The sequence below is a fragment of the Streptomyces tateyamensis genome, from assembly GCF_003205575.1.
Classification (GTDB): Bacteria; Actinomycetota; Actinomycetes; order Streptomycetales; family Streptomycetaceae; genus Kitasatospora; species Kitasatospora tateyamensis.
The window spans coordinates 54649-79842 of record NZ_PYBW01000050.1 but is presented as its reverse complement, the minus strand read 5'-3'; the positions used below and the strand labels follow the sequence as shown (position 1 = coordinate 79842).

Below are 25194 nucleotides of genomic sequence, written 5' to 3'. Positions count from 1 at the left end.
CTCCCTTTCCCCGGAATCGGGCTGACGGCCTGACTGATCCGGCCGGGCCCGCCAGTCTTCCGGATTTCGGCGGCGCTGCTGCGGCGGCACGCGAGCGGCGCTCGGGTGTCACGCCTGAGGGGGGATACGCGTTGGGCTGTTCTCCGTACGTGGTGGCACACGGCCCACCGGGGGGCGCACGGAACGGCCTGCGCACCCCCCGGCGTGGTGGATCGTTACTGCGCTCCGGGCTTGCGCAGCTGGAACCAGTAGAAGCCGTGTCCGGCCAGGGTGAGCAGGTACGGCCACTCACCGATCGACGGGAACCGCACCCCGCCGATCAGCTCGACCGGGTAGCGCCCGCCGTACCGCCGCAGGTCCAGCTCGGTGGGCTGGGGGAAGCGGGAGAAGTTGTTCACACACATGACCAGGTCGCCCTCGTACTCGCGCACGAAGGCCAGCACGGCCGGGTTGCTGGAGGGAAGCTCGGTGTAACTGCCGAGCCCGAACGCGGGGTTGAGCTTACGGATTTCGATCATGCGCCGGGTCCAGTGCAGCAGCGAGGAAGAACTGCTCTGCTGCGCTTCGACGTTGGTCACCTGGTATCCGTAGACCGGATCCATGATGGGCGGCAGACTGAGCCTGCCCGGGTCGGCCGAGGAGAAACCCGCATTGCGGTCGGGGGTCCACTGCATCGGGGTGCGCACCCCGTCCCGGTCGCCGAGCCAGATGTTGTCGCCCATGCCGATCTCGTCGCCGTAGTAGAGCACCGGGGAGCCGGGCAGCGCGAGCAGCAGGGCGGTGAAGAGCTCGATCTGGTTGCGGTCGTTGTCCAGCAGCGGGGCGAGCCGGCGGCGGATGCCCACGTTGGCCCGCATCCGCGGGTCCTTCGCGTACTCCGCGTACATGTAGTCGCGCTCCTCGTCGGTGACCATCTCCAGGGTCAGCTCGTCGTGGTTGCGCAGGAAGATGCCCCACTGGCAGCCGCCGGGGATGGTCGGCGTCTTGGCCAGGATCTCGGAGACCGGGTAGCGGGACTCGCGGCGCACCGCCATGAAGATCCGCGGCATCACCGGGAAGTGGAAGGCCATGTGGCACTCGTCGCCGCCGGAGGAGAAGTCGCCGAAGTAGTCGACCACGTCCTCGGGCCACTGGTTGGCCTCGGCGAGCAGCACGGTGTCGGGGTAGTCGGCGTCGATCTCCTTGCGCACCCGGCGCAGGAACTCGTGGGTCTCCGGCAGGTTCTCGCAGTTGGTGCCCTCGCGGGCGAACAGGTACGGCACCGCGTCCAGCCGGAAGCCGTCGATGCCCAGGTCGAGCCAGAACCGCAGCCCCGCGATCATCTCCTCCTGGACCCGGGGGTTGTCGTAGTTCAGGTCCGGCTGGTGCGAGAAGAACCGGTGCCAGAAGTACTGCTTGCGGACCGGGTCGTAGGTCCAGTTGGAGGTCTCGGTGTCGACGAAGATGATCCGGGCATCCGGGTACTGCTTGTCGTCGTCGGCCCACATGTAGAAGTCGCCGTACGGGCCCTCGGGGTCGTTGCGCGAGGCCTGGAACCACGGGTGCTGGTCGCTGGTGTGGTTCATCACGAAGTCGATGATCACCCGCATGCCGCGCTTGTGCGCCGCGTCCACGAACTCCACGAAGTCCGCCAGGTCGCCGAACTCCGGCAGCACGGCGGTGTAGTCGGCCACGTCGTAGCCGCCGTCGCGCAGCGGGGAGGCGAAGAACGGCGGCAGCCAGAGGCAGTCCACCCCGAGCCACTGCAGGTAGTCGAGCTTGGCCGTGAGCCCCTTGAGGTCGCCGACACCGTCCCCGTTGCTGTCCTGGAAGGACCGCACCAGGACCTCGTAGAAGACCGCACGCTTGAACCACTCCGGGTCCAAGTCCTTCTTCTCGGTGTCCGCGAAGGTGTCGTGGACGGGCTCGTTGACAATCACAGTCAGATCCTCCGAACGGTGAGGAGGTGGGCCGGCGACGATGAGGGGTCGAGCCGGACGTAGTTGTGGCGGTGCCAGGTGTACTGCGCACCGGTCAGCTCGTCGGTGACAGCGAGCGCGATGTCCGCCGGAAGAGTGACGGTTGCCTCCTGCGGGTGGTGCGGGTCGAGGTTGACGACGATGATCACCTGGTCCTCGCCGGTGCGCTTGGCGTAGGCGATGACCTGGTCGTTGTCGGTGGGCAGGAAGCTGAGGTTGCGCAGCTCCTGCAGCGCGGGGTGGGCGCGGCGCAGTTCGTTCAGGGTGGTGAGCAGCGGGGCCAGGGTGTCGGTGCGGGTCCAGTCACGCGGGCGCAGCTGGTACTTCTCCGAGTCGAGGTACTCCTCGGTGTCCGGGCCCGCGGGGGTGGACTCGGCGTGCTCGAAGCCGGCGTAGACGCCCCAGCTCGGCGACAGGGTGGCGGCCAGCACGGCGCGGACCGCGAAGGCGGCCTGGCCCTGGTGCTGCAGGTGGCGCGGCAGGATGTCCGGGGTGTTGGCGAAGAAGTTGGGCCGCATGTAGGCGGCCGCCTCGCCCGAGAGCTCCGTCAGGTAGTCCGTCAGCTCCCACTTGGTGTTGCGCCAGGTGAAGTAGGTGTAGGACTGCTGGAAGCCGATCTTGGCCAGGGTGTGCATCATGGCCGGGCGGGTGAAGGCCTCGGCCAGGAAGATGACGTCCGGGTCGGTCCGGTTGATCTCCGCGATCACCTTCTCCCAGAAATGCACGGGCTTGGTGTGCGGGTTGTCGACCCGGAAGATCCGCACGCCGTGCGCCATCCAGTGGCGCAGCAGGCGCAGCGTCTCGACCACCAGGCCGTCGAAGTCCTGGTCGAAGTTGATCGGGTAGATGTCCTGGTACTTCTTCGGCGGGTTCTCGGCGTAGGCGATGCTGCCGTCGATGCGGTGGCTGAACCACTCGGGGTGCTTGTTCACCCAGGGGTGGTCGGGCGAGGCCTGCAGGGCGAAGTCGAGGGCGATCTCCAGGCCGAGCTCGTTCGCCCGGGCCACGAAGGCGTCGAAGTCCTCGATGGTGCCCAGGTCCGGGTGGACGGCGTCGTGCCCGCCCTCCGGGGAGCCGATCGCCCACGGCGAGCCGACGTCCTGCGGGCCCGGGGTGAGGGTGTTGTTCGGGCCCTTACGGAAGGAGTGGCCGATCGGGTGAATCGGCGGCAGGTAGAGCACGTCGAAACCCATCGCCGCGACGGCGGGCAGCCGTTCGGCCGCGGTGCGGAAGGTGCCGGAGCGCGGAGGGTTCAGGGTGGCGCCCTCCGAGCGCGGGAAGAACTCGTACCAGGAGCCGTACAGCGCCCGGCGCCGCTCCACCTGCAGCGGCAGCGGGCGGGAAGCGGTGACCAGCTCGCGCAGCGGGTGCCGGGCCAGCGCATCGGTCACCGCGGGAGCCAGGGCAGCGGCCAACCGGGTGAGCGGGAGCTCCTCGGTGTCGCGCAGCGCGTCCACCGCACGGAGCACGGCCGGCCGGCCGTCCCGCTTGGGTACCCCGGCGGCCGCCCGTTCGAGCAGCAGTGCGCCCTCCTCCAGCACCAGCTCCACGTCCTGACCGGCCGGCACCTTGATCGAGGCGTGGTGGCGCCAGGTGGCCACCGGGTCGCTCCAGGCCTCCACCGCGTAGCTCCACCGGCCCTGGACCGCAGGGGTGACCTCGGCGCCCCAGCGGTCGGTGCCCGGGGCGAGTTCGCGCATCGGCAGCCAGCCGCCGCTGCGGCCCCGGGGGTCGCGCAGCACCACGTTGGCGGCCACCGCGTCGTGGCCCTCGCGGAAGACGGTCGCGGTGACCAGGAAGGTCTCGCCCTCGACCGCGCGGGCCGGGCGGCGGCCGCCGTCCACCAGGGGGGCGACGTCGAGGACGGGGATCCGGCCGATCATCGGGTCGCTCTCCTTCGTCCGGCGGGCAGCGGTGGGGCGGGTCGCGGCGGGGCGGGCCGCGGTGCTGCCAGTGCTGCCGGTGGTGGCGGTGGTGCTGCGCCGGGGGGCGGTCCGACGGGGGGAAAGGGTTTTTGACGGTGCTTCGGCCGTTCGGGGGGCGCGCACCGCAACCGGCTCACTTATGGCCGGAATCGATACCGGGGCAGCCAGAGGCTCCAACCCTTCGGACACCAGTGCGGACTGATTCCGTGTGTCGCCGTGCATGTCAAACTCCTGCCCGAGATCGGCGGCAGTCCCGCGGGCGGATCGAGCACCGGGAACGCCGGAGAGGACTACCTGGGTGGGGGACTGACGAGCGACCGGAGCCTGCCCGTACCACCGTGTCCGAGCACCGGCCGGCGTCCGGGAGCCACGGCGGTCCGGGACTGCGAGGCGGCGCGCGTCCCGGCGCGTGGCCTCGCGGCACGCCCTGAGGGCGATTCCGACCCACCCCGGCAACGACCGGGGCAGTGACGAGGACACGCGTCGGCTCACCTGGGGGGAGACAAGTGAGTCGAGTGGGCTAACGGAGTGTCGGGGAAGGATTCGAACGCGGAGGACCGACCGTGCCGCACGGGGTACGCCACCCATGCCGACCCGCTGCGACAGCGGCCTGTGCCCATCCTCGCACTGTTCGTGGCTGCTACCACTCGGTTGTCGCCCGGCGTGGTGGTGCGGGGGAGCAGATTGGCCACCCTGATCCGCCCGTTCGGGGGGCCTGCGCGAGCCCGGCGTGCGCTCCGGGCATGGCGTGCGCCGTGTGCGCCCCCCATGGTGCGAACTGCGCCTGACGTGATCTATTCTGTCGCCCGAATGGAGCCGCGTACGAGAGTTGACGCCCCCTCAGGCCCGGTTACGGGTCTACGCTTCGGGCCGTGAAGGCCATCCGCAGATTCACCGTCCGCACCGTCCTGCCCGAGCCGCTGCAGCCCCTGCACGAGCTGGCGCTCAACCTGCGCTGGTCCTGGCACCCGGAGACCAGGGAGCTGTTCCGCTCGGTCGACCCGGCGGTCTGGTCGGCCGTCGGCGAGGACCCGGTCCGGCTGCTCGGCGAGGTGCCGGCCCCGCGGCTGGCCGCGCTGGCCGCCGACCGCCGCTTCCTGCGCAGGCTCGGCGACCTCACCGACGACCTGCACGAATACCTGAGCGGCCCGCGCTGGTACCAGGGCGTGCCGTCGCTGCAGCCGCTGCCCGCCGCGATCGCCTACTTCTCGCCGGAGTACGGGATCGCCGCCGCGCTGCCGCAGTACTCCGGAGGCCTGGGCATCCTGGCCGGCGACCACCTCAAGTCCGCCAGCGACCTGGGCGTGCCGCTGATCGGGGTCGGCCTGTTCTACCGGCACGGGTACTTCCGCCAGTCGCTGACCCGGGACGGCTGGCAGCAGGAGCGCTACCCGCTGCTCGACCCGGACGAGCTGGCGGTCACCCTGCTGCGCGAGCCGGACGGCGAGCCGTGCCGGGTGGAGCTGGCCCTGCCGGCCGGCCGCCGGTTGGTGGCGCAGATCTGGAAGGCCCAGGTCGGCCGGGTGCCGCTGCTGCTGCTCGACTCCGACCTGGACGCCAACGCCGCCGCCGAACGGGACGTCACCGACCGGCTGTACGGCGGCGGCAGCGAGCACCGGCTGCTGCAGGAGATGCTGCTGGGGATCGGCGGGGTGCGCGCGGTGCGGGCGTTCTGCCGGCTCACCGGGCACGCCGAGCCGGAGGTGTTCCACACCAACGAGGGGCACGCCGGGTTCCTGGGCGTCGAGCGGATCCGCGAGCTGGTCGAGCGCACCGACGCGGACTTCGGCTCGGCGCTGGAGGCGGTGCGGGCCGGGACCCTGTTCACCACCCACACCCCGGTGCCGGCCGGCATCGACCGGTTCGAGGCCGAGCTGGTGGCCCGTCACTTCAGCGGCGACGCCGCGCTGCGCGGGGTCCCGGTGGACCGGGTGCTCGCGCTGGGAGTGGAGAACTGGCGGGGCGGCGACCCGAAGCTGTTCAACATGGCCGCGATGGGCCTGCGGCTGGCCCAGCGGGCCAACGGGGTGAGCACCCTGCACGGCGAGGTCAGCCGGACCATGTTCGGCGCGCTCTGGCCGGGCTTCGACTCCGCCGAGGTGCCGATCACCTCGATCACCAACGGCGTCCACGCGCCCACCTGGATCGACCCGGCGGTGGTCCGGCTGGGTGCCGCCGAACTCGGCGCCGAGCAGGCCGAGGCGGCGATCTCGGTCGGCGCCGCCGAGCGCTGGAGCGGGCTGGAGCAGATCGCCGACGCGCGGATCTGGGAGGTCCGCCGCGAGCTGCGCGGGCAGCTGGTCGAGGAGGCCCGGCGGCGGCTGCGCGCCTCCTGGCGCCAGCGCGGCGCCGGTGACGCCGAGCTCGGCTGGACCGGGTCGGTGCTCGACCCCGAGGTGCTGACCATCGGCTTCGCCCGCCGGGTACCGTCCTACAAGCGGCTCACCCTGATGCTCCGGGACCAGGAGCGGCTGCGCTCGCTGCTGCTGCACCCGACCCGTCCGGTCCAGATCGTGGTGGCCGGCAAGGCGCACCCGGCCGACGACGGCGGCAAGCGGCTGATCCAGCAGCTGGTCGCGTTCGCCGACGACCCGGCGGTGCGCCACCGGATCGTCTTCCTGCCGGACTACGACATGGCGATGGCCAAGCACCTCTACCCGGGTTGCGACGTCTGGCTGAACAACCCGCTGCGCCCGCTGGAGGCCTGCGGCACCTCGGGGATGAAGGCCGCGCTGAACGGCTGCCTCAACCTCTCGGTGCTGGACGGCTGGTGGGACGAGTGGTTCGACGGGCGCAACGGCTGGGCCATCCCCACCGCGGAGATCCCCGGCATCGACGAGGACCAGCGGGACGAGATCGAGGCCGCCGCGCTCTACGACCTGATCGAGCACCAGGTGGCGGCCCGGTTCTACGAGCAGGGGCCGGACGGGCTGCCGCACCGGTGGATCTCGATGGTCCGGCACACCCTGGTCACCCTCGGGCCCAAGGTGCTGGCCGGCCGGATGGTGCGGGAGTACGTCGAGCGGCTGTACGCCCCGGCCGCGGCGGCGCAGCGCGAGCTGACCGGGCCCGGGGCCAGGCAGCTGGCCGAGTGGAAGGCCCGGGTGCGCCAGGCCTGGCCGGCGGTCCGGGTGGAGCACGTGGACGCGGCGGTGGCCGAGGCGGCCGAGCTCGGTACCTCGCTGGCGCTGCGGGTGCAGGTGGCGCTCGGCAGCCTGGCGGCGGAGGACGTCGAGGTGCAGGTGGTCTCGGGCGCGGTGGACGAGCGGGACCGGATCCGGGAGGCCGAGCTGCTGCCGCTCAAGCCGGTCGGCGGCGCCGATCTGAACGGCTGTCAGCGATACGAAGGCGTACTGGAGTTGAACCGGACGGGTCCTTTCGGATACACCGTGCGAGTGCTGCCGGCCCATCCGCTGCTGGCCTCGCCCGCGGAGCTGGGCCTGGTGGCACTGCCGGCGCCGGCTGCCGGGATGGACGCGGGGGTGCTGCGCTAGGCGCGCCGCCGCTCTCTGGCTGGTGCTCAGGAAGTCGGGTGGGTCGACTTCCTGAGCACCTTCATGAACTGACGCGGCCTCAGACCAGGCTGTCCCGCCAGGCCTGGTGCAGGTCGGCGAACCGGCCCTCGCCCGCGATGAGCCGGGCCGGTGCGCCGTCCTCGACGATCCGGCCAGCCTCCATCACCAGGACCCGGTCGGCGATCTCCACCGTGCTCAGCCGGTGCGCGATGATCAGGGCGGTGCGCCCGGCGAGCACGGTGCGCATCGCGTGCTGCACCGCCTGCTCGCCCGGGACGTCCAGCGAACTGGTCGCCTCGTCCAGGATCAGCACGGCCGGATCGGCCAGCAGCGCCCGGGCGAAGGCGACCAGCTGGCGCTGGCCGGCCGAGATCCGGCCGCCGCGCTTGCGCACGTCGGTGTCGTAGCCGTCCGGCAGTGCGGTGATGAACTCGTGCGCGCCGATCGCCTTGGCGGCCGCCTCGATCTCGGCCCGGCCGGCGTCGGGGCGGCCGACCGCGATGTTCTCCGCCACCGTGCCGGAGAACAGGAACGACTCCTGGGTCACCATCACCACGCCGCGGCGCAGGTCGGCGGTGGCCAGCTCGCGCAGGTCCACCCCGTCCAGGGTGACCGCGCCGGCGCTCGGGTCGTAGAACCGGGCCAGCAGCTTGGCCAGGGTGGACTTGCCCGCGCCGGTGGCACCGACCACCGCGGTGGTGGAGCCGGCCGCCAGCACCAGGTCGAAGACCGGCAGCACCACCTTGCCGCTGCGGTAGGCGAACTCCACCCCGCGGAAGGCCACCTCGCGCCCGGCGCCGGTGGCCGGCGGGAGCGCGGCGGGCGCGGCCGGTTCGGCCACCGAGGGCTGGTGGGCCAGCAGGCCGGAGATCTTCTCCAGCGCCGCGGCGGCCGCCTGGTAGCTGTTCAGGAACATCGCCAGCTGGTCGATCGGGTCGTAGAGCCGGCGCAGGTAGAGCACGAAGCCGGTCAGCACGCCCAGCTCCAGGCTGCCGTCGGCGACCAGCCAGGCGCCGGCCAGCACCACCAGGGCCACCCAGCAGTTCGCGGTGGCCCGCGAGGAGGCCACGTACCGGGCCATCTCCAGCAGGCCGTTGGCGTTGGACCGGGTGTACTCCCGGTTCGACTCGGCGAACTGGGCCAGGTTGGCGTCCTCGCGGCGGAAGGCCTGCACCGGGCGGATGCCGTTCATCGTCTCGGTGAACCGGACGATCACCGAGGCCACCGCCGAGCGGCCGGTGCGGTAGACCCGGGAGGAGCGGCGCCGGAACATCCGCACCAGCAGGTACATCGGCAGCACCGAGACCAGGGCGAGCAGGCCCAGGCGCCAGTCCATCACCAGCAGGATGACGGTGATGTAGCAGACCGACAGGAAGACCGAGAGCAGCTCCTGCAGGCCCTCGTTGAGCAGTTCGCGCAGCGCGTCCACGTCGCTGGTGGCCCGGGAGATGATCCGGCCCGAGGTGTAGCGCTCGTGGAAGTCCAGGCCCAGCCGCTGGGCGTGCCGGAAGATCCTGGTCCGCAGCTCCAGCAGGATGTCCTGGTTGAGCAGGCCGGAGATCCGGATGAAGCTGCGCTGCAGCAGGGTGCCGACCAGCGCGCAGCCCAGGTAGGCGGCGGTCACCGCCACCAGCGGGCCGCTGTCGTGCCGGCGCAGCGCCGGGATCCCGCGGTCGATGGCGAGCGCCACCAGCAGCGGGCCGGACTGCAGGGCGGCCTGCTGGAGCAGGATCATCACGGCGGCCAGCACCAGCCGGCGCCGGTGCGGGGCGAGCAGCGAGCGCAGCAGGGCGCGCGAGGCGCCGGGCGGGACCGGGATCTCCTCGTCCTCGACCGCGGCGGGTTCCAGCACGGTGGTCATCGGGTCACGCTCTCTTCCATCGCACCGCTCATCAGTTCGCGGTACTGCGGACAGCTCTCCAGCAGTTCGGCGTGCGGGCCGACCGCGAGCACCACCCCGTCGGCCAGCACGGCGACCCGGTCGGCCAGCATCACGGTGCTCGGGCGGTGCGCCACCACCAGCGCGGTGGTGTCGGCCAGCGCCTCGCGCAGCGCGGCCTCCACCAGCGCTTCGGTGTGCACGTCGAGGGCGGACAGCGGGTCGTCCAGCACCAGGAACTCCGGGTCGCCGACCACCGCGCGGGCCAGCGCCAGGCGCTGGCGCTGGCCGCCGGACAGGCTCAGGCCCTGCTCGCCCACCTCGGTGTCCGGGCCCAGCGGGAGCTGGTGCACGAAGCCGGCCTGAGCCACCGCCAGGGCCCGCTCCAGCGCCTGCTCGCCGGCCCCGGGCGCGCCCATCAGCACGTTCTCGCGCACCGTGGCGGAGAACAGGATCGGGTCCTCGAAGGCGACCGCGAGCCGGCTGCGCAGCTCGGGCAGCTCCAGCAGCCGGATGTCCTGGCCGTCCAGCGTGATGGTGCCGGCGGTGGCCTGGTAGAGCCGGGGGAGCAGCGTGGTGAGCGTGGTCTTGCCGCTGCCGGTAGCGCCGACCAGGGCCATCGTCTCGCCGCTGCGGATGTGCAGGTCCACCCCGCGCAGCAGGTCGGGGGTGTCCTCGGGGGCGTCGGGGTAGCGGAACCGGACGCCGGTCAGCCGGATGCCGTCGCGCCGGCGCGGGGCCGGCCGCTCGGTGGGAGCCGGCTCCTCGGGGGTGTCCATCACGTCGAAGAAGCGGTCGGCGGCGGTGCTCGCCTCGTTGCTGTAGGCCAGCAGCCAGCCCATCGACTCCACCGGCCAGCGCAGCGCCAGGGCGGTGGAGAGGAAGGCGACCAGGGTGCCGGCCGTCAGCTCGTCGTGCGCGACCCGCACCGCGCCCAGCGCCAGCGCGCCGCCCAGGGCCAGCTCGGGCAGGCCGACGATGACCGCCCACAGGTCGGCCAGCATCCAGGTCTTGCGCAGTTCGGTGGCGCGCAGCCGGTCGGCCCGCTCGCGGAAGTGCCGGGCCATGGTGCGCTGGCGGCCGAAGGACTTGAGGATCCGGATGCCGAGCACCGACTCCTCCAGCACGGTGGCCAGGTCGCCGTTCTGGTCCTGGGCGGTGCGCGAGGCGGCCGAGTACCCCTTCTCGAAGTGGGTGCAGAGCAGCACCAGGGGGATCGAGGGGAGCAGCGTGATCAGCCCGAGCCGCCAGTCCAGACTGAGCATCAGGGCGGTGCCGCACAGGAACATCAGCGAGTTGACGATCAGGAAGACCAGCGGGAAGGCCAGGAAGAGCCGCAGCGTGTACATGTCCGAGGTGGCCCGGGAGAGCAGCTGCCCGGAGGGCCAGCGGTCATGGAAGGCGACCGGCAGCCGCTGCAGCTTGCCGTACAGGTCGCCCCGCATCGCGGCCTCCACCCGGGCCAGCGGCCGGGCGATCAGCAGCCGGCGCAGGCCGAACAGGCCGGCCTCCGCCAGGCCGAGCACCAGCAGCAGGGTGAAGAGCGGCCACAGGCCGGCCAGGTCGTGGTGGGCGATCGGCCCGTCGACGATCCGGCCCAGCACCAGCGGCACCAGCAGCACCGCGCCGGAGGCCAGCAGGGCAGCGGTCACCGATCCGGCCAGGAACCAGCGGATCGGGTGGGCGTAGGTACGGAGCCTGAGCAGCGAGCGCACCGTGGACCTGGTGGGTCGGTCGGCGGGCTGGCGGGGTGGGGGAGCAGCGTTCTCGGCCATCCGTTGGAGGGTAGGCGCAGCCACTGTCACTTCTCATCCGGTTTTTCGTGCCTGACGGAGCAAGCGCAGAGAACGCGCCACGAGCGGCCCGCCGCTGTGCCCGGCGGTGTCCAGCAGGACCTCGAAGCCCTCCTCGGGGGGCAGCGTGAAGTCCACCGGGTGCTCGGAGGCGTTGAGCAGCAGCAGGAAGGAGTCGTCGGTGAGCGGGCGGCCCTGCTGGTCGCGCTCGGACATCGCGCCGCCGTGCAGCAGCATGCCGAGCACGGCGGTGGGGGCGTACCAGTCGGCCTCGGTCATCTCGGTGCCGGCCGCGGTGTACCAGACCAGGTCGGGCAGGCCGTCGGCCTGGGCCCGGCCGGAGAAGAAGGCGCGCTGGCGCAGCACCGGGTGGGCGCGGCGCAGCCGGATCAGCCGGGCGGTCAGCTCGCGCAGCTCGCGCCAGTGCGGCTGGTCCAGCAGCGACCAGTCCAGCCAGCTGGTCTCGTCGTCCAGGCAGTAGGCGTTGTTGTTGCCGAGCTGGGTGCGGCCGAACTCGTCGCCGGCGGTGAGCATCGGCACCCCGGCGGAGAGCAGAAGGGTGGCGAGCAGGTTGCGCAGCTGACGCAGTCTCAGCTGCTCGACGGCCGGATCGTCGGTGGGGCCCTCGGCCCCGCAGTTCCAGGAGCGGTTGTCGTCGGTGCCGTCCCGGTTCTCCTCGCCGTTGGCGAGGTTGTGCTTGGCGTTGTAGGAGACCAGGTCGCGCAGCGTGAAGCCGTCGTGCGCGGTGACGTAGTTGACCGAGGCGTGCGGGCGCCGGCCGCCGAGCTGGTAGAGGTCGGAGGAGCCGGAGAGCCGGTAGCCGAGCTCGGCCACGTCCGGGCGGGCGCCGCGCCAGAAGTCGCGCACGGTGTCGCGGTACTTGTCGTTCCACTCCGCCCACAACGGCGGGAAATTGCCCACCTGGTAGCCGCCCTGGCCGACGTCCCACGGCTCGGCGATCAGCTTCACCCGGCTCAGGAACGGGTCCTGGGAGATCGCGGCGAGCAGCGGGTGGTGCATGTCCACGTCGTCGCTGCCCCGGGCCAGCGCGGCGGCCAGGTCGAAGCGGAAGCCGTCCACCCCCATCTCCACCGCCCAGTAGCGCAGCGAGTCGGTGATCAGCCGGACGGTCTGCGGCTGGCGGGTGTCCAGGGTGTTGCCGCAGCCGGTGAAGTCGGTGTAGCCGCGCCCGCCCCGCCCGCCGCGGCTGAGCCGGTAGTACCCGGGGTTGTCGATGCCGCGCAGCGACAGGGTGGGGCCCAGCTCGCCGCCCTCGGCGGTGTGGTTGTAGACCACGTCGAGGATCACCTCGATGCCGGCCGCGTGCAGCGCCCGGACCATCCGCTTGAACTCGCCGACCTGCTGGCCGCGGGTGCCGGAGGAGCTGTAGCCGCCGTGCGGGGCGAACCAGCCGATCGAGTTGTAGCCCCAGTAGTTGGTCAGGCCGCGCCGGTGCAGGTGGTCCTCGGTGGCGAACTGGTGGACCGGGAGCAGCTCGACCGCCGTCACCCCGAGGCCGGTCAGGTGCTCCAGGGCCGCCGGGTGGGCCAGGCCCGCGTAGGTGCCGCGCAGCTCGGGCGGGATGCCGGGGTGGCGCATGGTGAAGCCGCGCACGTGCAGCTCGTAGAGCACGGTCTCGGCCCACGGGGTCTTCGGGCGCCGGTCGTCGGACCAGTCGTCGTCGTCGTGGACCACCACGCCGCGGGCGGTGAACGGGGCGGAGTCGCGGTTGTCCCGCACGGTGTCGGCGACCTCGGCCTCGGGCCAGTCGCGCACCGAGCCGCAGCAGGCGCCGTCGCCGGTGAACTCGCCGTCCACCGCCCGGGCGTACGGGTCGAGCAGCAGCTTGGCCGGGTTCCACCGGGCGCCGGTCCACGGGTCCCAGCGGCCGTGCACCCGGTAGCCGTAGCGGGTGCCGGGGCCGACCCCGGGCAGGTAGCCGTGCCAGGTCTGGAAGGTCTGCTCGGTCAGCGAGTGGCGCCGCTCGGCGCCGGCCTCGTCGAACAGGCACAGCTCGACCGCCTCGGCGCCGGGGGCCCAGAGCGCGAAGTTGGTGCCGTGGCTGCCGTCGGCGCCGTGCCGGTGGCGGGCGCCGAGCGGTTGCCAGCTGCCTGGCCAGACGCCGGGCGCCGGAGCGTCGGCCGGCGCTGCGCCGGCCGCGGTCGGGCGGCGCCCGGGCTGCGTTTCCTGCCGTGCCGTCATACCCGCTCCCTCCGCGAGGACCCGCTGCGTGTGACGGGCCGATGTCCAGTGAGTGGAATCGTTCCCTCGTGTCCCAGCGGGAACCCGATCGTTGAACGCAGGACCGGGTCCGGCCGGGCGGCTCGGCGGGGTCGACGGCACCGGCCGGTCCAACCATGATCAATTCACCGCTCGGCCACGGCCCTCCCGCCGAAGATTCACTCAGACGGCTTAGTTATCCTGTCGGTCGCGCGGGCCCGCATGCGGCCCGGTCAGGGACGAAACGGGAGGGGAGCCGCTCAGTGGAGCCGGTTCAGGCGGCGCAGGCCGCGAGAGGCAGCAGGACCAGTCGGGTCGGGGCCCGACGGGTCGCCGTCGCACTGCTGGCGGGCGGTGTGCTGGTACTGGCGTCCGCCTGCGGTCCGGACGACACCAAGGCGAGCGGGTCGGGGGACGGCTCGCCGGGCGCCAGCGCGGCGCCGGGGGGCTCCGCCTCGCCGAAGCTGTCGGCCGCCGTGGTGTCCGTGGACCCCAAGGACGGAGCGCAGGACGTCGCACCGAGCGGCGCGGTCAAGGTGTCGGTGACCAACGGCAAGCTGACCCAGGTCTCGGTGGCCGACAAGGACGGGAACGCGGTGGCGGGCACCATCGCCTCCGACGGTCTGAGCTGGACGCCGGGCGGCGCCCTGGCGGTCGGCATGCTCTACAAGGTCAACGCCCAGGCGGTGGACGCCGCCGGCCTGCAGTCGGCGATCGACTCCTCGTTCACCACCCTGACTCCGGCCAAGACGGTCTCCGCCAACGACAACGTCTCTACCGGCGCCACCTACGGCGTCGGGATGATCGTGTCGGTCAACTTCAACAAGGACGTCGTCAAGAAGGACGACGTCGTCAAGGGCATCGTCTTCGAGGCCTCCGACGGCACCCAGGTCAAGGGCCACTGGTTCGGCAGCCGCCGGCTCGACTTCCGCCCGCAGCAGTACTGGAAGCCGGGCACCAAGGTGGCCATCCACTACAAGCTGAAGAGCGTGGAGGTCGCGCCCGGCGTCTACGGCGGCACGGACCGCGACGAGTCCTTCACCGTCGGCCGCTCGCAGGTCTCCACCGCGGACGCCGCCAGCGACAAGATGACGGTGACCCGCGACGGCGCGGTGGTGCAGACCCTGCCGATCACCGCCGGCAACGACGACAACCCGTCGTGGAACGGCACCATGGTGATCGAGGGCAAGGAACTGGTCACCCGGATGAACTCGGCCACCGTGTCCAACGTGGTCGGCTCCGAGTACGACGTGCCGGACGTGCCGCACGCGATGCGGCTGACCGACTCGGGCACCTACGTGCACGGCAACTACTGGGGCAACGCGTTCGGCGTCTCCAACGCCAGCCACGGCTGCATCGGCCTGCAGGACGGCAAGGGCGGCGACGCCAACTCGGTGGCGGGCAAGTTCTACGCCTCCTCGATGGTCGGCGACGTGGTCATCGTGAAGAACTCCAAGGGCAAGACGGTCAGCGGTTCGAACGGGCTGAGCGGCTGGACCCTGCCGTGGAGCCAGTGGTAGCGGACCTCGCCTGACCCGACGGCCCGTACCGGGACATCCTCCGGTACGGGCCGTTCGATTCCCGGGGAACCGTCCGGCCCCCGGGAACGTGAAGGTAGTACGAGAACATCTGGCAAGGGGAGTAGAGGAATGCGCTCGATACGCTTCGGTGCGGCGCTGGCGGTCGGCACCACCATGTTGCTGGCCACCGCGTGTGGCAGCGGTGGCGGGCACGTGGACTCGGCCTCCAGCCACCCGGCCGGCGGGGGCACCGGCCCGGCCGCACCGGCCAGCTCCGCCGCGCCGAAGACCTCGGCCGCCGTGGTGGACATCGAGCCGAAGAGCGGCACCCAGGACGCCGCCCCCAGCGCCTTCAAGGTCGGCGTGACCAGCGGCAAGCTCACCCAGGTCACGGTCACCGACAAGGCCGGCCAGAGCGTGCCGGGCAGCATCGCCGCCGACGGCCTGAGCTGGGCGCCGGCCAGTCCGCTCGCGGTCTCCGACAGCTTCCAGGTGAAGGCCGAGGCGGCCGACGCGAACGGCGTGGCCACCAGCGCGAGCAGCAGCTTCAGCACCCTCACCCCGACCGAGACCTCGCGCAGCCAGGACAACGTGGTGACCGGTTCGACCTACGGGGTCGGCATGATCGTCTCGTTCGACTTCGGGCGGCCGATCAAGAACACCAAGGCGGTCGCCGGCGCGATCACCTTCGAGGCCTCCGACGGCACCCAGGTCAAGGGCCACTGGATGGGCAACCAGCGCCTGGACCTGCGGCCGGAGAACTTCTGGAAGCCGGGCACCACGGTCAAGGTGCACATCCGGCTGAAGAGCGTGGAGGTCGCCCCCGGTGTCTACGGCGGCTCGGACCGGGACGAGTCCTTCACCATCGGCCACGCGCAGATCAGCACGGTGGACGCGGCCGCGCACACCATGGTGGTGCAGCGCGACGGCCAGGACGTGGAGACCGTCCCGATCAGCTCCGGCTCCAACGACCACCCGACCTACAACGGCACCATGGTGATCGAGGCCAAGGAGGGCACGGCCCACATGACCTCGGCCTCGGTGCCGGGCCTCAAGCCCGGCGAGTACGACCTCCAGGTGCCGCACTCGATGCGGCTGACCGACTCGGGCACCTACGTGCACGGCAACAACTGGTCCTCGCACGCCACCTTCGGCTCCGTGAACGTCAGCCACGGCTGCGTGGGCCTGGAGGATGCCCCGGGCGACCAGGGCGGCACCGACACCCCCGCGGCCAAGTTCTACGACGCCTCCCAGGTGGGAGATGTGGTGAAGGTCGTCAACTCCAAGGGCGACCAGGTGGCCCCCGACAACGGCCTGAGCGGCTGGAACATGCCCTGGAGCACCTGGTAGGGCGATCCGAACCGCCCGGGTCATATGCCAATCGAATAGTGATCGTTTCGTCATTGTCCGTACATGAGCCGCTGCGAACCGCAATGATGGTGCGCATGGCGGGATGGGGCGAAGTCGATCAGTCAGCACTTCTCAATCGCGGCGCCGCCGCCGACGCTCCGCCGGAGCCTGGGCGGTCGGCGCTCGCGGCCCTGGAGCGGCTCACCCCGTGGGAACTCGAGCGGGCGGGGCTGCCGCGGCTGCGCGATCCGGCCGGCAACCAGGAGGTGCGGCTGCCCTCGCGCGGCGAGTCCGGCCCGCTGGCCCGCAAGCTGGTGCTCTCGGTGCTGCGCTCCTGGGGGCTGACCAACCTGGTGGAGGTGGTGGAGTTACTCACCGCCGAGCTGGTCGCCAACGCGGTGCGCCACACCGGCGGGCGCACCATCGGCCTGCGAATGCTGCGCCGCCCCGGCTGGCTGCGCATCGAGGTCCGCGACTCCTCCCGCGCCCTGCCCTGCCTCATCGTCGCCGAACCGGGAGCCGAGTACGGCAACGGCCTGGTCGTCGTCAACACCCTCGCCGACCGCTGGGGAGCCGACCTGCTCCCCCGCGGCAAGGGCGTCTGGTTCGAGCTCAAGATCCGCGAACGCTGACCCGCGTCTTGTCCCGCCTACTGTGGGGACGAGACAGCGGTGAGCTGTTCCTGGCCGATCAGCTTGCCGTTCTCGGTCACGGTGACGGTGTTTCCGCTGATCCGGTAGTGGTACGGGCCGTTGTCAGCGGTGAAGCCGTCGGCCGTCTGCGTCGCGGGCATGGCGAGCCCGGTGTCCGGGCGTCCGGTGAACTCGCCGAAGTAGTACAGGGTTCCCCCGCCCGTGCGGCAGAGGGTGATCTGCTTGTTGCTGGTGCGGTAGGCGGTCACCAGCTCCGCGCCGGAGCCGTTCGGCAGCTGGCTTGCGATCCGCTGCGCACACGCGGTGGCCGCGTGTGCGCTTGGCGTCCCGGAGCCCCTGGCCGACCCGTAGGGGGCGCCGTGGCGGGACCCGGCTGTGTGGAGCACTTGCAGGACAGAGTAGGCGAGCGCCCCCAGCACCAGCAGCACTGCCAGCTTGGATCCCCACCGACTCCGCTTCTTCGGGGCCGGGTAACTCGTCGGGGGGCGGAAGGGGGAGCCCGGTGGGCTGTACGGCGAGGGGCCGCCGCGGGGCGGCGGGGCGGCAGGGCGGGGGGTGCTCGGGGCGGCGGCCGCCTCCGGGATGTACCCCGTGCTGGGTGGGGGCGCGTAGAAGAGGCCCTTCGTCGAGGTGCCTGGGCTCCTGGGCGTCCTGGGCGGCGGTGCAGCGGTGGTCCAGGGGCTGGCGGAGCTGGCGCGGGTTGCGGGCCCCGCCACGTCCGGGGCCCGGCGCGGCGGCGCGGCCTTCTTGGAAGGCGGCGTTGCCTTGGCCGGCGACGGCTTTCTGCGAGGAGTGGCCCGCCAGGGTGTGTCACAGACCATGCACTTCAGGTCCGTGGCACTGTTGTTCGTGCCGCACTCCGAGCAGGTCCAACCGGCTTTCGGCACGACTGCGGACGGGCGGGCGGTTTTCTCGGGGGCTGCCTTGGCGGCCGCGGTCTTGGTCGGCGTCGCCTTCTTGGCCGTCGCGGTCTTGGATGCCGTGGTCTTGGATGCTGCGGTCCTGGCCGCCGTGGTCCGGGGCCCAGTCGTCCTGGGCGAGGGCCTGGCCGCGGCCGGCCGAGCGGCGTCGCAGACCATGCAGTTGATCCTGCCGGGCTCGTTGTACGTCTCGCAGTCGGCGCACTGCCACGTCGGACCTGCCACTACCGTTGCCCTCCCCGAGTGTTCCCGGACCTAATCGGTGGTGCGGACTGCCAGGTGCTCGATGACAGCCGTGTACAGCTCCTCGGAGTCCGCGGGCGACTTGAAGCAGATCCAGTCGGGATCGTCCGGCGGTACCCGGCCGAGGGGCGATGCGAGGAAGACCGACGACTCGTCGTCCGGCAGTTCTGGCTCGGGCTGCACCCGGGCGGCCAGCGCTCGGGCGTGGTCGAGCTGGTCGACTGCGGCGCGCAGTCGGAGCGAAACGAACGCGCACGGCTGCTCCGCACCCTCGTCCGAGGGTGCGAAGCTGAGCACGATCTGAATCGCCGACTGATCGTCAGCTACCTGAATGTCGACCCGGCGGCACCAGTACGGCGGCATCTCCAGCAGGCCGTTACGGTCCTGGAAGGCCACCCGCAGCATGTCGGCCGTCAGCGTCAGGGTGGCTCCGTCGCAGTTCACTCGATCATATGGCTCGGTCATCCGGGGCTACAGGCTGTTCGCGATGGTCTCGATGATTTCCGTCATCTCGAACTCCTTAAGGCCGTCGCCGGCCTTGGACGGGAAGTGCAGCGTCATGTCCCACTCCTCGCCGATCCCGTTCCAGGGGGCCTCGTCGGGCGCGAAGAGCACCAGGCGCTTCGCGGACTGCTCCATCACGGCGGTCTGGGTCTTGGCGTAACCCCACTGCTCAAACAGGGCGTCCTGGCTGCGGGGCACCACCGCCGGGTAGCCGTTCAGCTTCGAGTGAGGGCCGCCGAGCGGGTGCGCGGGTGCGTCAGTGAACATGACCACCACGTGGCGACGCCGGTCCAGCCCTGTCTCCCAGGGTGAGTTGATCGCCAGCGCCAGGGCCTCCAGACCGGACTCGGGGATGTCACCGCCACCCGTGGCGACCACTCCGCGCAGGAAGGACTGGAACCGGTCGGCCTGTTCGGGCAACTGGTGGAAGTCGGTGGCCTCGATGGCGTCGTCGACCTGATCACCGAAGTCGCGGAAGGCGATGGTGCGGATCCGCAGCTGGCTGATCGACTTGCCCTTCTCCTCCATGACCGTGGTCAGCCGCTCGTGGAAGCTGGCCGCACTGTTTTTGACGGCGTCGAGCACCGGGTTCATGCTCCCGGTCGCATCGACGCACAGCACGATGTCCACGGCGTATTGCAGGTTGCCGCGGTACTGGTCGGTGGAACTCATGGGTTACTCCTCGATTGGCTCAGGGCGGTCAGCTTCGTGGGTCGCGCAGGCGGATCCGCACTCGGGACTTTGGGGCCTCCGGCTCAGTGGCGGCGCCGGGCGGTTCGGGGGCGGGCGGCGTGACGGGCGTCGGCGGTGCCGCGGGCTCCGTTGCGACCGGCGGACAGGTAGCCAGCTCCGGCGGCACGAGCCGGGCGATTCCGCGAACCCGGCTGAGAGGCAGCTCGCCGGGGCCAGTGGTATGGGTGACCTCGGCCGGCGCCGGGGCGGAGGGCGGGGGCACCGCCGACCGCGAGGTGCCGGGCCGGCGGTACCGCAGTTCGCACACCTCCGGGTCCTTGAGCGCGGTGAGCACCGTTCCCACTCGCGGCCGTGCCCGCGGGTCGGCCGCGAGCATGCCCCGGAGCAGGCCGCGCATCTGGTCGGTCAGGCGGGAGTCCAGCACGAGCTCAGCTCCTGCGTTGAGCGCGTCGGCCGGCGAGCTGTACCGGTCCAGGTAGCCGGGAAGTCCTCCGGTCAGGTACTGATGAATCATCAGGCCGAGAGCGAAGATATCCACCGCGCAGGTGAGTTCGCGCGGTTTCACCGACGGGTCCTGCTGGAGGTAGCGCAGCCATTCGGGCGCTCCGTAGAGCGAATCACCGGCGATCTCGTCCGGGGCGGGTGGGTTCCCGCTCAGGTAGGAGTCGTCGAAGTCGATCAGCTTGGCGACGTAGAAGGCGCTTGTCCCCTGCTTCTGGATGAGCACGTTCGCCGGCTTCAGGTCGCCGTGCACCACGTCGATGCCGTGCAGCAGTTGCAGGCTGACCATCAGGGTCTTGAGCAGCACGGCCTTGTGGCGCGGGTCGAGGCTCTGCGGCTGGTCCAGGGTCGAGGTGTCGATCCGGGCGGTCACCTTGTAGTAGGTGCTACCGGCAGCGAAGAAGTCGGTGGCGAGAACCAAGTGCCCGCCGCCCGGCATGTCCGGGGTGAGCACTCGCATGATCGCGCGGTGGCGCTGTTCGAACTCCTCGCACAGGGCCAGACGCCGGCGCTTGCTCTGCTCGCTGCCGGGCGAGCTCGGGCCAGGGCGCTTCGGCTTCAGGAACTGCTTGATGAAGTACTGGGTGTCGTCCTTCTCGGCGAAGGCCCACAGGCACTTGCCACCACCGGCGTTGGTGGGTGAGCTGACGATACGGTAGCCGTTTACCAGCCCGTCCTTCTTCACTGCTCCTCCTCCGGTACGGGAATCGGCGGCATGAACTTTTCGTATTCCGTCCGGTACTCGGCCCAACGCTGCTCACGCCACTGGCGCATCCGCTCCTGGTCATCCGGGTCGGGCCGGGGAGTCAGCCACGCGAGGATCTGATGGGTCCGCCCCGTGAAGGTCGCCCGCAGCTCGTCGAACCCGGGGTAGCCCACCGCCACCAGCGCGAGCGACGCGTCGTCGCCGGTGTAGGTCGCCACCCGCGCGGCCAGGGCCTGCGCCCACTCGTGCATAGTTCCGGCGCCGGCCAGTGTCGTCAGCAGGTGCAGCTCGAAGTCGGCGGGCGTGCTGACGTACCCGAAGAAGCCGTCGGTGGCACAGATCATCACGCACTTCGAGCGCGTCTGGATGCCGGAGGTGGCGACCACGAACGCGCGGTCCGCGCTGAGCACGTTGGTCATCGGCGGATCCTGGGTCAGCTGGACGAGTGCGTCGGTCTCCTCTGTGTGATCCCGGGTCAGTGGGTGGAGTCCGGTTTCCGGCCGCAGCACATAGCCACGCGAGTCGCCGGCCCACAGCGCTTCGACCAGATGGCTACCCGTTTGCGGCCGATAGCTGATCGCCGCCATGGTGGTGGGCAGTTGTCGGCGCATGCTACCGATCACCTTGCTGCGGGTCGGCGACTGGACCCGGGTCAGCAGGTCGCGCAACTGCTCCTGCAATGACTCGGCGTCCGGCTCGGCGGCCTGCTCGACGTGCTGGGCGAACCAGCGCTCGGCTCCGAGCCGGGCCACCCGGGAGCCCACCCAGGCCCCGGTGCGGGTGTGGCCGCGTGGATCCTGCCAGGCGGCGCTGGACCCGGAACCGCCGGAGCCGTCGAACACCGCCAGCAGCCCGCTGCCGCTGGGACGGTGGTGGAGCACCAACGGCTCGGCGTCCTCGCCGAGCTGAGGACGACGCTCCAGCCAGACGCTCAGCGCCAGGTAGTCCGATTCACAGTGTGCCAGCGCGATCTGACGCGGAATCGGCGGGGCGAGCGCCGGCAGGGCTGCGGGGGTGCTCATCGGGCCCCACCACCGTTTCGCGGACGCAGTCCACGTACCCGGCTGACCGGAGCGGTCATCTCCACCGGCTCGGGTGCGGGTTCCGGCGCACCGCCGGTCGGTGGCGGCGTCGACGCCGGGCGCGCCACCGGCTCGTCCTCCGGCGGCTCACAGGTGCGGCGGCTGACCACCTCGCCCGCCAGCGCCGCCGCGCGGTCGGGTGCCGGGTCTGCCGGGTGGCTTGGGGCGGACGACTCGAGCCCGGCGGGGGCAGGTAGCGCGAGGGAGCCGCGCAACCTGCTGCGGGTACCGCCGAACGGTGCCGCGGAGCCGCCGAGCATCCGCTCCATCACCAACTTCTCGGTCGCGGCGATCTCGTAGGGCTCACGCTCCGCGTCGCCGCGCTCCAGTACCAGCTTCAGCGTGGAGAAGAGTTCGGTTCGCTCAGCGGCCTCGGCCTTCTCGATCCAGGCGAGCGCCGCCGGCGCCCCCTCCTTCTCCACCAGCTCGGCAAGCAGGCCCTCGACCCCCTCCTCGCGCATCATGTCCAGGTGCCGGTGCCGCCGCATCGACCCCAGCCGGGTCTCCCGCGCCACCGCACGGAACTCGCGTCCGCTGCCGGCCGCTTCGTCGGCGTCCACCAGCAGCTCGACGTGGATGTCGGCCAGCCGGATCGCGCCGTCACCGTCCAGGCCGCGAACCGCCTCGTTGAGCGCCTGCTCAGCCTGGTGGAACTCCGAGATGTCGTACCGGGCGGAGACCGTGCGCAGGATCCGCCGTACGGCCTCGAACAGGGCCCCGCTCATGTCGCGGATCCCGCGGGCCACCACCTCGGCCGGGTCGGTCACTCGGCAGGTCAGGGTCACCGAGCTCTGGAAGGCGAATGACACGTCCCGGCTCAGCAGTGGAATGGCGAGGGCGAGGCGGTGGTCCGTCAGGTCCACCGTGTAGGCCTTGTAGTAGCCGCCGAACCGGGCCGAGGGCACACTCTCCCCTGGGCGCACGGTGACGGCTGATCCGGAGTGCGGAACCAGCACCAGGGCTCGCCCCGGCTCCGGTGAGCGCAGCGGGTTCAGCAGGCGCAGCGGCGCGACGTCCACGCAGCTGAGCACGGGGTCGTAGGTCAACTGGGTCATGAGCAGCTCCTCAGGGGAGTCGTTCCACCACATCGAGCAGCGCCGCAGCGCCGGGGGAGGGCTGGTCGCGGTCCCGCGACCATCGGTCCAAGTAGTAGGTGAGCCGCTCGCGGTGCTTGCCCGGCAGTGCGGCCACCCGGCCGATCAGCGCGCGCAGTTCAGCCGCGGTGCGGTCGTCCTTGCGGTAGCAGTCCACCCACTCCCGCAGGATTGGCAGGGCCTGGTCCTGAATCGGTCGGCGGCCCAGTGCGCGGGCCCACAGCTCGGTCAGTTCCGGTCGCAGCTCACGGGCCCGCAGGAGCAGAGTCGGAACACCGTCACCGGAGTCCGTGCGGCCGGCGGTGAATAGGAACACCGAGAGCGACTTGGCCACCATCGGAGATCGGTCCTGAGCGGCGGACCAGGACAAAAGAGCGGTCAGCACGTCGCGTTCGCGGTCCTGCTCGATCAACGCGAGGCAGCTCCAGGCGACCGTGGTCAGGTTGCCCCAGTCACCCTGCCAGTCCAGCGCGGTGCGCAGCAGTCGCAGGGCCCGGTGGGGTTGATGCTTGCCGAGCACGCCGCCGACCGCCGTCGCTGCGGTCTTGGCGAGCCGCCGGTCGACGGTGGACCGGCCACCGTCGACCCAGCCGTCCAGCAGGTCCCAGACCCATTCGGTCAGTTCGGCGCGGCTGGCCACGACGGTCAACGCGCTGGCGGCAGCCTGGCGCACCGGCCCGGCCTCGCTCCCGGCCCAGCTTCGCAGGAAGCGGTGCACCGCGTGCTCGTGGTCGCTCCAAGCCAGGATGCCGGCGGCCACCGCCGCCTTGGCCCGCACTGTGACGTCCGGGTGGACCAGCAGCGAGCGGAGCCAGCCGACCAAGGCGTCGCGTTGCCCGTCCTGGTAGGTCCAGGCGTGGCTCAGCAAGGACTGCCCGATCAGCTCACTGCGGAACGCCACCCGGGGCGGGCCGGAAGCCGAGTCCGAGGGATTGATCGAGATCCAGGGCTGCTCCTGAGCGAGCCGGTCCAGGAACCGGATGCCGTACGGCGAAGCCTCCGGCGGGGCCACCGACGCATACAGGCGCAGCGCCGCATCGGCGACGGTGAGGTACCCGCAGTCCTCCAGCACCGCGGCGGCCAGGGCAAAGCAGACCGTGGCCGGATCATCGTGGTGGACGAACCAGCGGTGCACCTGCTCACTGGGGTCGCGCACCAGCGCAACCTCGCGGGCCAGGTCGCCCCCGGCCCGCAGTACACCGGCGAGCCGCACCGCCACGGCGGGAGTGGGCTGCTCGCGCAGCGCCCGGGCGGCACCGGAATCGGCCAACAGCCTTTCCAGCTGGGCGTGTTCTGCGTCGGTGGCTTGGTGGCCAAGGACCCGATGGCGCAGTACCCCCGCCGGGTCCACCATGCCGAGGTCGGTCCTGACCTGATCGGACCGATCCGCCGTCCTGGCCAGGGCGCCCCGGGCTGGTCCGGTGACCAGCACCAGGAAGCTTCGGGCGGCCTTCAGCCGGGCTCCGAGGGCGACCAGCCAGTGGGTGTCCACGGTCCGGGCCGTGAAGTCGCGGCCCGCCTCGGTATCGTCGACCACCAGCAGGTAGCCGGCCTCCTGGTGGGGCGGGTGCCAGTCGGTTCCGGCTATCGCCTCGGGTTCGGTGACCCAATAGCTCGTGCCGCCGTCGCTTGCGCCGTGCAGCGCCAGCGCCTCGGCCACCAGGTTCACCGCGGCCGCCTCGCGCCCAGTGCCCGGCGGCGCGGCCAGTACCAGAAGGTGACGCTCACTCAGCACCTTGGCGGCAGTGGCGTATCCCGGCGGCTGGAGGAAGTGCGTGACGAAACCGGTCTGCTCGTCGGCCTCGATCCGAACCAGTGCGGAGCGCCCGTGGTCCGCGGCGGCGGAGCGGCCGGCGGCGTTGAAGCTGCCGCCGAAGCTGACCGTGTCCTGGAACATGGCAAGGGTGCCGATGGTCAGGCCGGAGGCCGATCCCTGCAGGCGCTCGGCGATCAGTCCTGCGATCGCGGCGGCCTGTGCGCTCTCTTCGCGGTCCGGGTCCGGCTCGACGGTGCCGGCCAGTTGACGCAGCGCGTCCGCCTCGCTCAGTGGCCCGTCGGCGGGCGGCGCCGGAGCCGGTGCCGAGCCGGTGGACGGGGGCGCGGCGGCCCCGGGGGTCCGGTCGGACGGCGACCCGTCGGTCGGCGGGGTGGCAGATGTGTCCACGTCTTCGACCAGTGCTCTCGCGGTGCGGTCAGTTGAAGTTCAGGTCGCCGTGGACCTCGACCGGGCCTTGGTTCACCTGGACGTTCTTGATCACGGCCGCGTTCACCGCCGAACCCGCTGGACCCTGGGCGGCTACCGCGTCGTCGACCAGCGTGCGCAGTTCGTCGGCGAAGACGGGGTCGCCCTGCATGAGGGACTGCAGCAGTGCCCGCAGCAGTGCTGTCGCCGACTCGTCCTGCGGGTTCCGCTGGGCGCGTTCCAGCACCTGCTGCGCCTGGCGGTCCCCGCCGAACCGGGCCCGGATCCGCTCGACGACGCGCGCCGCGCCACCCCAGGAGGCTTTGCCTGCCTCCTGGGCCGCCGCTTCGAGAGTGCTCTTGGCTGCAATGGCCGCTGCCGCAATAGCGGTGGCGCTGATCGGGTCCATGACTGTCGCCCCCATGACCGTGTCATCCCGTAGGCCTGCTGTAGCGC

Annotated in this window: 17 protein-coding genes; 4 read left to right on the top strand and 13 right to left on the bottom strand. The window is 71.5% G+C overall.

Annotated elements, in window-relative coordinates:
* Positions 1 to 215: 215 nt before the first annotated feature.
* Together treS and C7C46_RS16405 are read right to left on the bottom strand one after the other, a co-directional pair.
* Positions 216 to 1919, bottom strand: coding sequence for a maltose alpha-D-glucosyltransferase (gene treS, locus C7C46_RS16410; protein ID WP_110670320.1), 1704 nt, complete (start codon positions 1917 to 1919; stop codon positions 216 to 218).
* A gap of 2 nt (positions 1920 to 1921) precedes the next feature.
* Complete coding sequence (locus C7C46_RS16405) at positions 1922 to 3841, bottom strand: alpha-1,4-glucan--maltose-1-phosphate maltosyltransferase (protein WP_110670318.1); 1920 nt, start codon at positions 3839 to 3841, stop codon at positions 1922 to 1924.
* A gap of 914 nt (positions 3842 to 4755) precedes the next feature.
* Between C7C46_RS16405 and glgP the strand changes: the two genes are divergently transcribed.
* Positions 4756 to 7377, top strand: a complete 2622-nt coding sequence (gene glgP / locus C7C46_RS16400) for an alpha-glucan family phosphorylase (protein WP_110670316.1) — start codon at positions 4756 to 4758, stop codon at positions 7375 to 7377.
* 79 nt (positions 7378 to 7456) lie between these two features.
* Here the strand turns inward: glgP and C7C46_RS16395 are convergent, their stop codons facing one another.
* From C7C46_RS16395 to glgX, 3 genes are read right to left on the bottom strand one after another with little or no spacing between them, the layout of a single operon-like run.
* Positions 7457 to 9259 (bottom strand): ABC transporter ATP-binding protein, encoded by a 1803-nt coding sequence (locus tag C7C46_RS16395; RefSeq protein WP_110670315.1) that lies wholly within the window; start codon positions 9257 to 9259, stop codon positions 7457 to 7459.
* Positions 9256 to 11052, bottom strand: coding sequence for an ABC transporter ATP-binding protein (locus C7C46_RS16390; protein WP_110670313.1), 1797 nt, complete (start codon positions 11050 to 11052; stop codon positions 9256 to 9258). Before C7C46_RS16390 ends, C7C46_RS16395 begins: the two co-directional genes overlap by 4 nt.
* A 33-nt stretch (positions 11053 to 11085) precedes the next feature.
* Positions 11086 to 13272, bottom strand: a complete 2187-nt coding sequence (gene glgX, locus C7C46_RS16385) for a glycogen debranching protein GlgX (protein ID WP_110670311.1) — start codon at positions 13270 to 13272, stop codon at positions 11086 to 11088.
* Between the two features lie 281 nt (positions 13273 to 13553).
* Between glgX and C7C46_RS16380 the strand changes: the two genes are divergently transcribed.
* From C7C46_RS16380 to C7C46_RS16370, 3 genes are all read left to right on the top strand, one after another.
* Positions 13554 to 14810, top strand: a complete 1257-nt coding sequence (locus C7C46_RS16380) for an Ig-like domain-containing protein (RefSeq protein WP_245984454.1) — start codon at positions 13554 to 13556, stop codon at positions 14808 to 14810.
* Between the two features lie 129 nt (positions 14811 to 14939).
* The gene (locus C7C46_RS16375; RefSeq protein WP_110670307.1) at positions 14940 to 16160 is read left to right on the top strand and encodes a L,D-transpeptidase; all 1221 of its coding nucleotides are present in this window, start codon (positions 14940 to 14942) and stop codon (positions 16158 to 16160) included.
* Between the two features lie 95 nt (positions 16161 to 16255).
* A complete protein-coding gene (locus C7C46_RS16370; protein WP_425470084.1) occupies positions 16256 to 16792 on the top strand; it encodes an ATP-binding protein in 537 nt (178 codons plus the stop codon).
* A 17-nt stretch (positions 16793 to 16809) separates the two neighbouring features.
* On the opposite strand, the gene C7C46_RS35955 is transcribed toward C7C46_RS16370, so the two are convergent.
* The 8 genes from C7C46_RS35955 to C7C46_RS16330 all read right to left on the bottom strand — a co-directional run bounded on the left by C7C46_RS35955 (position 16810) and on the right by C7C46_RS16330 (position 25147).
* Positions 16810 to 17241, bottom strand: coding sequence for a hypothetical protein (locus tag C7C46_RS35955; protein ID WP_220040637.1), 432 nt, complete (start codon positions 17239 to 17241; stop codon positions 16810 to 16812).
* Positions 17242 to 17988: 747 nt separating this feature from the next.
* Positions 17989 to 18420: a hypothetical protein gene (locus C7C46_RS16360; protein ID WP_110670301.1), complete on the bottom strand. Its 432-nt coding sequence runs from the start codon at positions 18418 to 18420 to the stop codon at positions 17989 to 17991.
* 27 nt (positions 18421 to 18447) lie between these two features.
* Positions 18448 to 19152, bottom strand: coding sequence for a vWA domain-containing protein (locus C7C46_RS16355; RefSeq protein WP_110670299.1), 705 nt, complete (start codon positions 19150 to 19152; stop codon positions 18448 to 18450).
* A 28-nt stretch (positions 19153 to 19180) separates the two neighbouring features.
* Positions 19181 to 20359, bottom strand: a complete 1179-nt coding sequence (locus tag C7C46_RS16350) for a protein kinase domain-containing protein (RefSeq protein ID WP_245984453.1) — start codon at positions 20357 to 20359, stop codon at positions 19181 to 19183.
* Entirely contained in the window at positions 20356 to 21402 is a 1047-nt protein-coding gene (locus C7C46_RS16345) for a serine/threonine protein phosphatase (protein WP_245984452.1), read from the bottom strand. The genes C7C46_RS16350 and C7C46_RS16345 overlap by 4 nt, the downstream gene beginning before the upstream one ends.
* A complete protein-coding gene (locus tag C7C46_RS16340; protein ID WP_110670297.1) occupies positions 21399 to 22517 on the bottom strand; it encodes an SPFH domain-containing protein in 1119 nt (372 codons plus the stop codon). Before C7C46_RS16340 ends, C7C46_RS16345 begins: the two co-directional genes overlap by 4 nt.
* Before the next feature lie 10 nt (positions 22518 to 22527).
* Positions 22528 to 24720 (bottom strand): hypothetical protein, encoded by a 2193-nt coding sequence (locus C7C46_RS16335; RefSeq protein WP_110670295.1) that lies wholly within the window; start codon positions 24718 to 24720, stop codon positions 22528 to 22530.
* A gap of 28 nt (positions 24721 to 24748) precedes the next feature.
* A complete protein-coding gene (locus tag C7C46_RS16330) occupies positions 24749 to 25147 on the bottom strand; it encodes a hypothetical protein (RefSeq protein WP_110670293.1) in 399 nt (132 codons plus the stop codon).
* Between the last annotated feature and the right edge of the window lie 47 nt (positions 25148 to 25194).

What these genes read in the sequence shown, in the direction of transcription:
- C7C46_RS16375 (WP_110670307.1), top strand. Translation starts at nt 14,940, where the DNA reads ATGCGCTCGATACGCTTCGGTGCGGCGCTGGCGGTCGGCACCACCATG.
- C7C46_RS16405 (WP_110670318.1), bottom strand. Translation starts at nt 3,841, where the DNA reads ATGATCGGCCGGATCCCCGTCCTCGACGTCGCCCCCCTGGTGGACGGC.
- C7C46_RS16340 (WP_110670297.1), bottom strand. Translation starts at nt 22,517, where the DNA reads ATGACCCAGTTGACCTACGACCCCGTGCTCAGCTGCGTGGACGTCGCG.
- C7C46_RS16390 (WP_110670313.1), bottom strand. Translation starts at nt 11,052, where the DNA reads ATGGCCGAGAACGCTGCTCCCCCACCCCGCCAGCCCGCCGACCGACCC.
- glgX (WP_110670311.1), bottom strand. Translation starts at nt 13,272, where the DNA reads ATGACGGCACGGCAGGAAACGCAGCCCGGGCGCCGCCCGACCGCGGCC.
- C7C46_RS16370 (WP_425470084.1), top strand. Translation starts at nt 16,256, where the DNA reads ATGGCGGGATGGGGCGAAGTCGATCAGTCAGCACTTCTCAATCGCGGC.
- C7C46_RS16395 (WP_110670315.1), bottom strand. Translation starts at nt 9,259, where the DNA reads ATGACCACCGTGCTGGAACCCGCCGCGGTCGAGGACGAGGAGATCCCG.
- C7C46_RS16345 (WP_245984452.1), bottom strand. Translation starts at nt 21,402, where the DNA reads ATGAGCACCCCCGCAGCCCTGCCGGCGCTCGCCCCGCCGATTCCGCGT.
- C7C46_RS16330 (WP_110670293.1), bottom strand. Translation starts at nt 25,147, where the DNA reads ATGGACCCGATCAGCGCCACCGCTATTGCGGCAGCGGCCATTGCAGCC.
- C7C46_RS16355 (WP_110670299.1), bottom strand. Translation starts at nt 19,152, where the DNA reads ATGAGTTCCACCGACCAGTACCGCGGCAACCTGCAATACGCCGTGGAC.